General features: G+C 67.1%; 12 protein-coding genes. 7 read left to right on the forward strand and 5 right to left on the reverse strand.

From position 1 onward, the window contains the following. Positions 1–70: 70 nt before the first annotated feature. The 3 genes from NO366_RS05810 to NO366_RS05820 all read right to left on the reverse strand — a co-directional run bounded on the left by NO366_RS05810 (position 71) and on the right by NO366_RS05820 (position 1,801). Complete coding sequence (locus NO366_RS05810; protein ID WP_256533383.1) at positions 71–574, reverse strand: DUF3592 domain-containing protein; 504 nt, start codon at positions 572–574, stop codon at positions 71–73. Positions 575–866: 292 nt separating this feature from the next. Continuing rightward, a complete protein-coding gene (locus NO366_RS05815) occupies positions 867–1,124 on the reverse strand; it encodes a sporulation control protein (RefSeq protein ID WP_256533384.1) in 258 nt (85 codons plus the stop codon). A 92-nt stretch (positions 1,125–1,216) separates the two neighbouring features. Then, positions 1,217–1,801 carry a DUF7978 family protein gene (locus NO366_RS05820; protein WP_256533385.1) on the reverse strand — a complete coding sequence of 195 codons (585 nt, stop codon included), beginning with the start codon at positions 1,799–1,801 and terminating at the stop codon, positions 1,217–1,219. Between the two features lie 156 nt (positions 1,802–1,957). Between NO366_RS05820 and NO366_RS05825 the strand changes: the two genes are divergently transcribed. Then, on the forward strand, positions 1,958–2,941 hold the full coding sequence (locus NO366_RS05825) for a M48 family metalloprotease (protein ID WP_256533386.1): 984 nt from the start codon (positions 1,958–1,960) through the stop codon (positions 2,939–2,941). A gap of 59 nt (positions 2,942–3,000) precedes the next feature. Here NO366_RS05825 and NO366_RS05830 read toward each other — a convergent pair whose 3' ends face one another. Both NO366_RS05830 and NO366_RS05835 read right to left on the reverse strand, forming a co-directional pair. Further along, positions 3,001–3,516 (reverse strand): PH domain-containing protein, encoded by a 516-nt coding sequence (locus NO366_RS05830; RefSeq protein ID WP_256533387.1) that lies wholly within the window; start codon positions 3,514–3,516, stop codon positions 3,001–3,003. Between the two features lie 106 nt (positions 3,517–3,622). After that, positions 3,623–5,017 carry an MATE family efflux transporter gene (locus tag NO366_RS05835; protein WP_256533388.1) on the reverse strand — a complete coding sequence of 465 codons (1,395 nt, stop codon included), beginning with the start codon at positions 5,015–5,017 and terminating at the stop codon, positions 3,623–3,625. A gap of 266 nt (positions 5,018–5,283) precedes the next feature. Between NO366_RS05835 and lipA the strand changes: the two genes are divergently transcribed. The 6 genes from lipA to lpdA all read left to right on the forward strand — a co-directional run bounded on the left by lipA (position 5,284) and on the right by lpdA (position 13,491). Continuing rightward, entirely contained in the window at positions 5,284–6,252 is a 969-nt protein-coding gene (gene lipA, locus NO366_RS05840; protein WP_256533389.1) for a lipoyl synthase, read from the forward strand. Between the two features lie 465 nt (positions 6,253–6,717). Continuing rightward, positions 6,718–7,827 (forward strand): pyruvate dehydrogenase (acetyl-transferring) E1 component subunit alpha, encoded by a 1,110-nt coding sequence (gene pdhA / locus NO366_RS05845; protein WP_256533390.1) that lies wholly within the window; start codon positions 6,718–6,720, stop codon positions 7,825–7,827. 3 nt (positions 7,828–7,830) lie between these two features. Next, a complete protein-coding gene (locus NO366_RS05850; RefSeq protein WP_256533391.1) occupies positions 7,831–8,847 on the forward strand; it encodes an alpha-ketoacid dehydrogenase subunit beta in 1,017 nt (338 codons plus the stop codon). Between the two features lie 2 nt (positions 8,848–8,849). Beyond that, complete coding sequence (locus tag NO366_RS05855) at positions 8,850–10,448, forward strand: dihydrolipoamide acetyltransferase family protein (protein WP_256533392.1); 1,599 nt, start codon at positions 8,850–8,852, stop codon at positions 10,446–10,448. 142 nt (positions 10,449–10,590) lie between these two features. Next, entirely contained in the window at positions 10,591–11,811 is a 1,221-nt protein-coding gene (gene ilvA, locus NO366_RS05860; RefSeq protein WP_256533393.1) for a threonine ammonia-lyase, read from the forward strand. A gap of 216 nt (positions 11,812–12,027) precedes the next feature. Next, entirely contained in the window at positions 12,028–13,491 is a 1,464-nt protein-coding gene (lpdA, locus tag NO366_RS05865; protein WP_256533394.1) for a dihydrolipoyl dehydrogenase, read from the forward strand. Positions 13,492–13,501: the final 10 nt, after the last annotated feature.

Raw genomic sequence — 13,501 nt, forward strand, 5'->3', positions numbered from 1 at the left:
ACCGCACAAGGAGCGACGGCGGGTGAAAGGCGTTTCCTTCGCGCCCCACCGACCCTGGCCGCTGCCCGAATCAGGCGGTTCTGGCGACCCCCCGGACGAGTCCCCTCACGACCGCGGCGGCCGCGAGTATCAGAAAGACGCCGCTTGCACCGAGAAGGTACTCCATCGTCGGCGAGTACTCGTCGATCAGGTAGGCGGTGTCGGGATCGGCACCGTCGATAGTGGCCGTCACCGCCTCGCCGGCGTCGTACTCGGAGACGACCGCCCTCGCCTGACTTCGCGTGTCCATCGAAACGTCTGTACCCCGGTAGACGGATTCGCTGGTGTAGGTCTCTCCCTCGTAGCTGTAGGTGTAGTGTACGTCCGGATAGTACAGTTGTCGCGTCCCGCCGTTGTCCAGGTACATCACATCTTCGGCGACGCCAACGTGGTGAACCGTCGCCTCGACGGCTACCGGCTCGTCCATGGTCGCCTGCGTGTAGGTCGCGTGTGCCGACCCCACCGCCCAGATACCGGCGCCGAGGAATACCACGACGGCGATGACACCCAGTTTCGTTTCCGTCGTTGTCTCCATGCAGTTTCACTGGATCGGAGGAGCAAAATACCCTCGATTGGTTACGATCGCGGGCCGGTCTCGATCGCCAAGTGACACGTATCCGGTCGGCACCCGTCTCTCTGAGACGATCGGGTCGCGCTCCGTCGTGGCGTTCCGAACGATCCGTCCGGCGAAGAGTACGCTTCGGCACGTACACCGTCGCCAATGTCTATGCTCTTTCACGTCTGCGGACGTCGATCGCCGCCGAGCAGACGGAACGAGTTCTCCCGGTTTCCGGCTCGTACCGTCGAGCGGACGCGACGGTATCGACTCACCGACTGGAGACCGTTCGTCGCGTTACCGTCAACTCGACGAGCAAGTACAGGGCCGCGAGGGCGGCCTCGATCAGCAGGACGGCCAGCAGACTCCTGGAGACGAACAGCAGGATGTGTGCGAGCGCGACCGTCGCCGCGGCGAGACCGAGCGGCGAGCGGTAATTGGCCACGCGGGCCTCCCGGTAGACGACCCACGAGACGAGGAGCTGTGAGCAGAGCCACGCGGAGACGCCGAGTACCGAGATCGCGGGCATGGCCGCACTTGCGCCGGATAAATCATCAAACTATCGCATTCAGAAAAACGCGGCCGTTTCGCGATCGTCCGCGCGTCGACGGATTCGACCGGTTACCGAGAGGTGATCAGCGACGCCACCACCGACCCCACGGTCGCGAAGACGAGCGGGTAGAGGACCCCGGCGATGACGACGGCCGGCAGGAGGACGGGCCCGATCGATTCGCTCGTCTCGATGCCGAAGAACGACCCTTCGCTGCTCGATTCGGCGACGAGCGCGCCGAGGCTCATCACGACGCCGTAGCCGATCGTCACGGGTACGCCGGCGACGACGGCCTGGCCGAGATCTCCGGCGTCGAGTCGGACCGCCAGCAACGCACCCCCGAGCAGGAGAACGACCGGCGGGATCAGGTAGAGCAACTCGGCGTTCGCGCTACCCGATTCGGCGATCAGGTCGATCGTCTCCGTGCCGCTCCAACCGCCGACGGACCCACCCCGTTCGAGTTCGACGAAGTGGGCGCTGAAGTAGTACCAGGCGGTTCCTTTCCACTCCGGGACGGGGTCGACGGTCTCCCTGACCTCGTCCCTGATCAACAGGGTGGTGAGCAGGTAGCCGATCGCGGCGAGGATGATACCGACGCCCGCGCTCGCCGCCACTCGGCCGCCGATCGTCGCCGTACCGTTCGCTGGTCGGGACATGGGGTCGATCCTGAGCGACGGGGATGTAATATGCTTTCTGAAAGGTGAAACGCGGATATGGCGGGGGAGTATCGGTGGATCCGGGACAGTAGAGGGCCCGTACCGCGAACACGCCGAACCAGGCAGTTTTTATTACGGACACGTATACAGTGGACCATGCGCTCCGACCGACATCGCCTCGCCCTCGCGGCCGTCGTCGCGATCGGCTGGATCACCCTCCTGACGGTCGGCTTCCTCGCGGGCGTCTGGGGGATCAGTTACGGACTGCTCGCGCTCGCAGGTGTCGCAGACGCGTCTGTCCACGCTTCCCTCGTGACGGCGGTCGCGCTCTGTTGGCTCGGCATCCGGGAGTGGAGACAGGTCTCGGCCGTCGAACGGCTCGCCGACGCCCGGGTCGTCACCCCCGACGACCACCCGGCGCTGTATCGGCTGACGACGCGCGTCGCCGCGCAACTCGACGTCCCGACACCGACGATCGCCCTCGCGGACGGCCCCGCGCCCCACGCACTCGTCGTCGGCGTGCGACCGGGGAGCGTCCACCTCGTCCTCTCGACGCGTGTGATCGACGCGCTCGGTGGCGACGACGGCCCGGCTTCGGACGAACTCGAGGCCGTGATCGCCCACGAACTCGCCCACGTGGCCAACCGCGACGCGATGGTGATGTCCGTCGCGTCCGTTCCGGTCCTCCTGGCGTCGCGACCCAAATCGTGGGCGCTATCCGTCGCGTCGGAAGACGATTCGTTCACGGCGATCCTCCTCACGGCACCGGTCGGGCTGCTCTCCGGCGCCGTCTGGGTACTCGGACGGGCGACGACGGCTCGCCTCTCGCGGGCCAGAGAGCGCGTGGCCGATCGGGTGGCCGTCGAGGTCACTGGCTCGCCATCTGCCCTCGCGGACGCGCTCGCCGCGCTGGACGACGAGATCGAGGCCGTGCCCGACCGCGACCTTCGGACGGTGGCGGCGCTTTCCTCGCTTTCGATCCTCCCGCTCGAACCCACGGAACCGATCGCGCTCGGTCCCGACGGGGATCGAAAACCGCCGTACTGGCGCTTCGAACGCGCGCTGAATCGTCTGTTTCGCACCCGCCCCTCGACGGCCGACCGGATCGAGGCTCTCTCGACCCTCGCCGCTCGGTCCTGACCGGACTCACGCTCGCGTCCGGACGCGGTCGCCGGATCACGGTACAGTTCGCGTTCTCGTTACGTTCGAGTCCCGTTTCCAGACCGTCCGATCTGGGTCGCCAGGGCCTCTCTGGCTTCGCCCGGGTCGGGCGCTCGCTCGAACGTCACCTCCGGCTCGCCGGAGCCGGCCGTGTAGACGTCGATGTCGCCGTAGCCCAGGAGGCGCCCGGCGACCGACTGTCGCAGGGTCGTATTCTGCACTCGGTCCAGCGAGAGCTGGGTGACGTCGCGTGAGACGACGCCTCGCTTCGCGTAGAGCTGCTCGGTCGTAATTACGTACCGCGTGTTCGTAAAGAACGCGTAGGAGAGGACCGCTGCGGCGACGCCGACGACCGCGACGCCGATCCCGAGCCAGCCGACCAGGCCGTAATCGGCGGTCCAGGCCCAACTCGCCACGAGGAGCCCGGCGAGGGCCGTCAGGAACCCGCCGACGAACCTGGTTCCGAGGGCGATCGGGTGTGGCCGGCTCGCCCACGTGATGCGCTCGCCGTCGCTCAGGTGGACCCAGTCGGCCGTCTCTCCGGAGGCGCGCACGGGACCTACTTCGTCGACCGGGACATAGTTAGGGAGTGACTTCCGCCGCAGTCGGCCACGTCTCGACCGAGTGGGGACCGCCACCTGTCGTCGGACGGCCCGTCGATCAGTCGCTCGCGCTCGCGGCGGCGACGGCGCGCTGGTTCATCCCCTCACCCGTCTCGTAGTGGTAGTACGCACCGAGCGAGACGGCGATGGCGGCGTTCGAGAGCGTGACGGCCCAGAAGACGCCCTCGACGTCGAGCCCGATCGGATACGCGAGGACGAGCGCGAGCGGCAACCTGACGACCCAGTACTGTGCGAGGGAGGCGGCGAGGCTGGTTCGAGTGCGGCGGGCGCCGTTGAAGCCGGCCTGCAGGAGGTACGTCGCGCCGATGGCCCAGTAGCCGACGGCGAGGATGACGAGGTACTGCGCGGCCAGCTCGATGTCGCGGGCGCTGCCCTCCGGTATCGCGATCTCGGCGAGCGTCTCCGGAATCGCGAACTGGACGAGACCGACGGCGGTCAGCGCGCCGGCAGCGATGGCCACGCCGACCCAGGTGGTCCGCCGGGCGCGTTCGGGCCGGTCGGCGCCGAGGTTCTGTCCGATCATGCTCTGGGCGGCCTTCTGTAGGCCCATCGCGGGGACGAACGCGACGCTCGAAACCCGTGCGCCCACGGTGTAGGCGGCGATGGCGGGCGAGCCACCCACGGCCGAGACGACGCCGACCATCAGGACGCGCGCGGCCTGGCTCGCGGTGTACTGGCCGGCCGTCGGCCACCCGATGTCGACGATCTCGCGGCAGTCGTCCGCGTCGACGACGAGGACGTCTCGTGTGAGCGCGAATCCGTCGCGACCGGCCAGGAACAGTCCCAGCCCGAGCACGAATCCACAGCCGTACCCGATACCGGTCGCGAGTGCCGCGCCGGTGACGCCGTACTCGGGAACCGGCCCCCAACCGAAGATGAGGATCGGGTCCAGAACGACGTTGACGCCCACTGCGAGGAGGTTGATGTACAGCGCGGCACGGGAATCGCCCCAGCCGACGAACCCTCCCTCGATGACGTCGCTCGCGGCCAGTACGGGCAGAAAGAGCGCGTACGTCGCGAGGTACTCGGCGGCGTATCGCGTCGTGAGATCGTCCGCACCGAACAGTGCCATCCCCTCGCTGGCGAGGGCGAAGGCGCCGACACCGACGAGTCCGCCGGCGAGAATTCCGAGGCCGGCTCCGTTGACGGCCGCGCGCCGCGCGTCGTCCAGCTCACCCGCGCCGACGCGCTGGGAGACGAGCACCTGCGTGCCGACGATCACACCGATGGTGATGGCGCCCAGCAGGGTCACGACCGGGAAGTTGAGGCCGACGGCTGCGACGGCCTCGACGCTGTGGCGGCCGAGAAAGAGGGTGTCGACGAGCTGCTGGGCCACCTGGACCATGTTCTGGACCAGCAACGGCGCCGCGAGGACGAGCAGCGTCCGTGCGATCGGCCCGTCGGTGATGTCCTCACGATCGACGTCGAGCATACGGTGGTACGGAAATTGCCGCTACCAACGATAAATGTTTTCATATCTATTACGTTGACAGTATGTCGGTTCGGTTCGCCGGTACCGTCCGCATCGGTGATCGTGAGCCGGTGTGCCGTCGACGTACGTCTACCGTCGCGCACGTGGGTTCGCCTCGTCCCGAATCGCGCGGGTGTTCACCCGCTTCGAGTCGTGCGGGGCGCCCCCGGTTCGGCGGCGGGCGGGGATCACCACGCTTTTTCACTGTCGCCACCGACGCTTCGGGTATGAGCAGCGCCCGCAAGCCCGACTGGCTGAAAATGCAACCCCCGTCGGGCCGGGAGTTCGCGGGGATCCGCGAGACGCTCCGCGAACACGATCTCCACACCGTCTGTGAGGAGGCCAACTGCCCGAACCTGGGCGAGTGCTGGTCCGGCGGGGCGGGGACGGGGTCGGGGGAGGGTGGGACGGCCACGTTCATGCTGATGGGCGAGAAGTGCTCGCGCGCCTGCAACTTCTGTGACGTCCAGACGGGCGGGATGGACCCGCTCGATCCGGACGAACCCGAAAACGTCGCGGACGCGATCGCCGAGATCGGGCTGGACTACGTCGTCCTCACCTCCGTCGATCGAGACGACCTCCCGGATCAGGGTGCCGGCCACTTCGCCGAGACGATCCGTGAGATCAAACGGCGTCACCCCGGCATCCTCGTCGAGGTGCTGATTCCGGACTTCCGGGGTGAGGCACACCTCGTCCGGAAGATAATCGACGCGGACCCTGACGTCATCGCGCACAACGTCGAGACCGTCGAGCGCCTGCAGTTTCCCGTCCGCGACCGCCGCGCGGGCTACGAACAGAGTCTCGGCGTTTTGGAACAGATCGACCGCGAGTCCGACATCTACACGAAGACGTCGGTCATGCTGGGCCACGGCGAGTACGACCACGAGGTCTACCAGACCCTCGCCGACTGCCGCGAGCGCGGCGTCGACATCGTCACGCTGGGGCAGTACCTCCAGCCGTCGCGCAACCACCTGGACGTGAAACGGTACGACCACCCCGACAAGTACGAGACCTGGCGCCGCGTCGCCGAGGACGAACTCGACTTTCTCTACTGCGCCAGCGGTCCGATGGTCCGATCGTCGTACAAGGCTGGCGAACTCTTCGTCGATGCGATCCTGCGGGAGGGAAAGACCGTCGAGGAGGCCCGGGCCGACGCCCGAGCGACTGGACGTCCGTCTCCGGCCGGCGGTGACTGACACCGGCCGATGCTGCTAGCGAACCGGTGGTCGATCACCCGTCGAGCACGTGGCGGTGACACTCGCACCTCGATGCCGGCCCGTATCGACCTCACATCGCTTCGGTACGCCCTGTCCGTCCGTTTGCGTGTACTAAACACCTGCTGACGGTCGCACCGGTTGCCGACGTGTGCCACCACCACCACCACCACCACCACCAATCGTGTGTCACTCACCCATTCGACACACGTTCTCACACCGCATATATATTCCATCGACACGTGTCCAGTTTCCACTCGAAAACCCGGCAGAATTGGCCGATTATGGCCGTAACTTCCGATAAAAATACGAACGTCCACTCCCGACTCGTATCGCCGACGGCCTGTGTGACCCTGTCGCAATAATTCCGTCGTTAGTAAACTATTTACGAAAATTCTATACCGTGCGCGGTACAACGTCGGCGTACGTGCGAAGGTGGGTCTACCCGTGAGTACGCTACAACGTGAACCCGACGAACGCGTCCAGGTGCTCGACGAGAACGGTCGAGTCCGTGAGGGCGCGACGGTACCGGACCTGGACGAGGACGCCCTCGTCCGGATGTACGAACAGATGCGGCTGGTCAGGCACTTCGACCAGCGGGCGGTCAGCCTCCAGCGACAGGGGCGGATGGGCACCTATCCGCCGCTGTCCGGGCAAGAAGCCGCCCAGATCGGTAGCGCGACGGCACTCGGCGAGGAGGACTGGGTCTTCCCCAGTTACCGCGAGCACGGGGCCGGCCTCGTTCGTGGCCTCTCGCTGAAGCGCACGCTGCTGTACTGGATGGGCCACGAGCACGGCAACTACATCCCGGAGGACGTCAACCTCTTTACGGTCGCCGTGCCGATCGCGACCCAGATACCCCACGCGACGGGAGCCGCGTGGGCGTCCAAATTGAAGGGCGAAGAGACGGCGTTCCTCTGTTACTTCGGCGATGGTGCCACCTCGGAGGGCGACTTCCACGAGGGGCTCAACTTCGCCGGCGTCTTCGACACCCCGACCGTCTTCTTCTGCAACAACAACCAGTGGGCGATCTCGGTCCCGCGCGAGCGCCAGACCGCCAGCGAGACGATCGCTCAGAAGGCGACGGCCTACGGTTTCGAGGGCGTCCAGGTCGACGGCATGGACCCACTGGCCGTCTACCAGGTGACCCGCGACGCCGTCGCGAAGGCCAAGAACCCGGGCGAGGACGAACTGCGCCCGACGCTGATCGAGGCGGTCCAGTACCGCTTCGGCGCTCACACCACCGCCGACGACCCCTCCGTCTACCGGGACGAGGAGGAAGTCGAGCGCTGGAAGGCGAAGGACCCGATCCCGCGCCTGGAGACGTTCCTGCGCAACTACGGGATGCTCGACGACGAACGCGTCGACGCGATCGACTCTCGCGTCGAGGAGGAGGTCGCCGACGCGATCTCGGCCGCCGAAGAGTTCGCCGACGCCGAACCGGAGGCGATCTTCGCGCACGTCTACGAGGGGATGCCGAAGCGACTCCAAGAACAGCTCGAGTGGCTCGAAACGCTTCGCGACCGCCACGGCGACGAGGCGCTCCTGGAGGACTGACCGATGTCTGCACAACAGCAAACCGAGGGGGAAGACGACGCACAGACGGAGAGTCTCACGCTCGTCCAGGCGGTCCAGGACGGGCTGGCGACGGAGATGGCTCGTGACGACGACGTCATCGTCATGGGCGAGGACGTCGGCGAGAACGGTGGCGTGTTCCGCGCCACGGACGGTCTCTACGAGGAGTTCGGCGACGATCGCGTCATCGACACGCCGCTGGCGGAATCGGGTATCGTCGGGACGGCTGTCGGGATGGCCGCCTACGGATTGCGCCCGGTCGCCGAGATGCAGTTCCTCGGCTTCATCTACCCGGCGTTCGATCAGATCGTCTCGCACGCCGCACGCCTACGCACGCGCTCGCGCGGACGTTTCGAATGTCCACTCGTCGTTCGCGCCCCCTACGGCGGTGGCATCCGCGCGCCGGAGCACCACTCCGAGTCCTCGGAGGCTTTCTTCGCCCACCAGCCCGGCCTGAAGGTCGTGGTCCCCTCGACGCCGTACGACACGAAGGGGCTGCTCGCGAGCGCGATTCGCGACCCGGATCCGGTCGTCTTCCTCGAACCGAAACTGATCTACCGGGCGTTCCGTGAGGACGTCCCGACCGGCTCCTACGAGGTTCCCATCGGCGAGGCGGCCGTTCGCCGCGAGGGATCGGACATCTCCGTGTTCACCTGGGGTGCGATGACCAGGCCGACGATCGAGGCGGCCGAGGAACTCGCGGGCGAGGTGGACGTCGAGGTCGTCGACCTCCGGACGCTCTCGCCGCTCGACGAGGAGACGATCGTCGAGTCCTTCAAGAAGACGGGCCGCGCCGCGGTCGTCCACGAGGCGCCCAAGACGGGCGGCCTCGCCGGTGAGATCACCGCCACGCTCCAGGAGGAAGCGCTCCTCTACCAGGAGGCGCCGGTCGAACGTATTACCGGTTTCGACACACCCTTCCCCCTGTACGCGCTCGAAGACTACTACCTGCCCGAAGCGGAACGGATCGTAGACGGTATCCGTGCCGCCGTGGAGTTTTGACCATGACGAAGGAATTTACGCTGCCGGACGTCGGCGAAGGCGTCGCCGAGGGCGAACTCGTCTCCTGGCTGGTCGAGACCGGCGACACGGTCTCGGAGGACCAGCCGGTGGCCGAAGTCGAGACGGACAAGGCGCTCGTCGAGGTCCCCTCGCCGGTCGACGGAACTGTTCGCGAACTGCACTGGGAGGAAGGAGACGTCGTCCCCGTCGGCGACCTCTTCGTCACGTACAACGTCGAGGGCGAGGACGATCCCGCCGCGGCGTCGGCTGGCGCCGACACCACGGACGACGGGGAGGCGACGACCGCCGCCGAACCCGACACCGGAGAGGTGACGAACGACTCCGCAGTTGATTCCGAGTCCGGGGACGCCGAGACCCCATCTGGGCACGTCTTCGCACCGCCGTCGGTCCGACGCCTGGCTCGCGAACTCGGCGTCGCCATCGAGACCGTCGAGGGGACCGGCCCGAGCGGTCGCATCACCGACGGCGACGTCCGCGCGGCAGCACAGAGCGACGCGCAGCGAGAGCCGGACGTGGAGAGCGAGACCGACGAGCCGACGGACTCCGCGACGGCCGGGGCCGACGCGGAACCGGAGACCGACGACGACCCGGGCGGCGACGACGCCGCCACCGCTGCGACCCAGGCGGCCTATGCACGTGGCGCCGCCACGGCGCAGGTCGAGTCGGCCGATCGAGAGAAGACGCTGGCCGCACCCGCGACGCGCAAACTCGCAGACGAGGAAGGCGTCGATCTGAACGCGGTCCCGACCGACGAGGAGCGCGACGGCGAGGCGTTCGTCACGCAAGAGGCTGTACTGGAGTACGCCGAGGCCCAGCGCCAGGCGCAGGAGGCGGACGCGGCGGCGCTCGCAACCGGCGAGACCGGCCCGCGAGAGCGTCGCGAACCGTTCCGTGGCGTCCGCAAGACCATCTCGGACGCCATGGTGGAGTCGAAGTTCACCGCCCCGCACGTCACCCACCACGACGAAGTCGACGTCACGAAACTCGTCGAGACACGCGAGCGCTTGAAGCCCGTCGCCGAGGAGCAGGGCATCGGATTGACCTACATGCCCTTCATCATGAAGGCGGTCGTCGCCGCGCTCTCGGAACACCCGGAGATGAACGCAGTCCTCGACGAGGAGGCCGAGGAGATCGTCTACCGAAACTACCACAACATCGGCGTCGCGACGGCGACCGACGTCGGCCTGATGGTCCCGGTCGTCGACGACGTCGACCACAAGAGCATGCTCCAGCTCTCCTCGGAGATGAACGAACTGGTCACGAAGGCCCGCGACCGCACCATCGCGCCCGACGAATTGCGTGGCTCGACGTTCACGATCACCAATATCGGCGGCATCGGCGGCGAGTACGCCACGCCGATCATCAACTACCCCGAGGCCGGCATCCTGGCCGTCGGCGAGATCAAGCGCAAGCCGCGCGTCGTCACGGACGACGACGGCACGGAGTCGATCGAGCCGCGCTCGGTCATGACGCTCTCGCTGTCGGTCGATCACCGGATCATCGACGGTGCCGACGCCGCGCGCTTTACCAACACGGTCATGCAGTATCTCGAGAACCCGGAACTCCTCTTGCTCGAGTGAGCCGTCCGCCGATCGTTCGGCACCGGTAGTGTCGGCTGATTCTCCGTCGCGTCCGCAGGCGCACCGCCAGCATCCACCCCGGGAGGCCGACCACACCCCGAAACCGAAGAAGGGTTTATCCCTGGTTTCGAAGGCCGCGAGTATGGGAGACGTTGGGTTAGCTGACGTACGAGCGGCGCGCGAGCGGTTCGACGACGAGTCCGTCGTCAGGGAGACGCCACTCGAATTGAACCGTTCGCTGTCCAGGATGTCCGACGCGACGGTCCACCTGAAGATGGAGCACCTCCAGCGGACCGGCTCGTTCAAGACGCGGGGGGCGTACAACAAGCTGGTCCAGCTCGCAGCACGTGGCGACGTCTCGCGCGTCGTCGCGGCGAGTGCGGGCAACCACGCCCAGGGCGTTGCCATCGCAGCGACGAAGAACGACATCGACTCGACGATCGTGATGCCGCGACACGCCCCGCAGGCGAAGGTCGACGCGACGCGGAGCTACGGCGGCGAGGTGGAACTCGAGGGGACGGACTTCAGGGAGGCGATGGCGTACGCACAGACGCTGGCCGACGGTGACGACGTCGAGTTCGTCCACGCCTACGACGATCCGGCGATCGTCGCCGGGCAGGGCACGCTCGGTATCGAGATATACGAGGCGCTCCCCGACGTCGACACTGTCATCGTCCCGATCGGGGGCGGCGGGCTCATCGGCGGGATCAGCGCCGCACTCTCGGAGCTCGATCCCGAGATCCGGGTCGTGGGCGTCCAGGCCGAGGCGGCCGCGACGGTCCCCGACAGCCTCGACAAGGGCATCCCACAGTCGATCGACGACGCGAAGACCATCGCAGACGGTATCGCGACCGGCGGCATCTCGGAGTTGACGTTCGGTCTCATTCGCGAGCACGTCGACGACGTCGTCACCGTCTCCGACGACGAGATCGCCAGCGCGACGCTGCTCCTTCTCGAACGGGCGAAGCAACTCGTCGAAGGGGCGGGTGCCGCGTCAGTCGCGGCACTGCTCTCGGCGGACCTCGACGTGGTGGGTGAGACGGTCGTCCCCGTCCTCGGCGGCGGGAATATCGACATCTCGATGCTCCAGACGGTCCTCGATCACGCGCTGACCGACCGGGATCAGTTACTCCGCCTTCGGGTGCGCATCGACGATCAACCGGGCAAGATGGAGGCCGTCTCGGGCGTCATCTCGGATCGGGGTGCGAACATTCGGACCGTGCGCCACGACCGGGCGGTCGGCGACCTCCAGGTCGGCGAAGCGTACCTGGTGTTCCAGATCGTCACCAGCGGTTCCGGGCACGCCCGAACGGTTATCGAGGCGATCGAGTCGGCGGGGTACGAGGTTTCGCGCGTGAACTGATCGCGACTCGGCAGCATCGGTGACGGGCCGACTCCGTGCCGGCACGACGGCGTCTGTGGGACCGATTCGCGCACCGACGGTCCCTATCTGTCGAGTTTCGACGGCAAATACGGCCTGTTGGTGGACGAACGGGCGCTAAATCTGCAACTCGTTTCGTCCACTGCGGACGCGATACCTGCCCGTTTTTATAGCTCGACCGGCTGTATCCACGTAGCAATGGTCGTCGGAGACGTAACCACTGGAACGGACGTGCTGGTGATCGGCGGCGGACCGGCCGGCTACTCGGCGGCGATTCGCGCCGGGCAACTCGGCCTGGACGTCACGCTCGTCGAGAAGGACGCCTACGGGGGTACCTGTCTGAATCACGGATGTATCCCTTCGAAGGCGTTGATTACGGCCACCGACGTGGCCCACGAGGCTCGCCACGCCGAGGAGATGGGAATCCACGCCGACCCGGCGGTCGACCTGGCCGGCATGGTCGACTGGAAGGATGGCGTCGTCGACCAGCTGACGAGCGGGGTCGAGAAACTCTGCAAGGCCAACGGCGTGGCCCTGATGGAGGGGACCGCGACGTTCGCCGACGAGAACTCGGTGCGCGTCTCTCACGGCGGCGAGGGGCAGGGATCCGAATCCGTCGAGTTCGAACGCGCCATCGTCGCGACGGGCTCTCGCCCGATTCAGATACCCGGCTTCGACTTCGCCGACGACCCGGTTCTCAGCTCGAAGGACGCGCTCTCACTCGAATCCGTCCCCGAGTCGCTGGTCATCGTCGGCGCCGGCTACATCGGTATGGAACTGGCCGGCGTCTACGCGAAGCTCGGAACGGACGTCACCGTCGTCGAGATGCTGGACGAGATGCTCCCGGCGTATCCCGACGACCTCACCCGGCCGGTGGAGAAACGGGCGCAGGAACTCGGGATCGACTTCCACTTCGGCTACAGCGCGTCGGAGTGGCAGGACCTGGGTGACGGAATCCGCGTCGTGGCGGAGCCGGCCGAGGCGGCCGCGACTGATGGCGGGACCGCGGAGGCCGTGGAGGCCGACACCATCGAACTCGACACCGAGAAGGTGCTCGTCGCGGTCGGCCGCCAGCCCGTGACCGACACGCTCGATCTGGACGCGGCCGGCGTCGAGACCGACGACCGCGGGTTCGTCCCCACGGACGACCGCGGCCGAACGAACGTCGACCACATCCACGCGATCGGCGACGTCGCCGGCGAGCCGATGCTCGCGCACACGGGGATGTACGAGGGCGAGACCGTCGCGGAGGTCGTCGCCGGTGAACCCGCGGCGATCGACTACCAGGCGATGCCAGCCGTCGTCTTCACCGACCCCGAGATCGCGACCGTCGGCATGACCGAAGACGAGGTCGAAGACGCCGGCTTCGAACCGCTCGTCGGCAAATTCCCGTTCCAGGCGAGCGGGCGAGCGCTGACGACCGGCCACGCGGACGGCTTCGTGAAGGTCGTCGCCGACGAGGAGAGCGGATTCCTACTCGGCGCGTCCGTCGTCGGCCCTGAGGCCTCCGAACTACTGGGAGAGCTCGGCCTCGCGGTCGAACTCGGCGCGACCCTGGAAGACGTCTCGAGCACCATCCACGCACACCCGACGCTGTCGGAGTCCGTGATGGAAGCCGCCGCGAACGCGCTCGATCAGGCGATCCACACGCTGAACCGATAGCGTCGGTCCC

Origin of the sequence: Halovivax cerinus, assembly GCF_024498195.1 — an archaeon.
In the GTDB taxonomy this organism is placed as follows: Archaea; Halobacteriota; Halobacteria; order Halobacteriales; family Natrialbaceae; genus Halovivax; species Halovivax cerinus.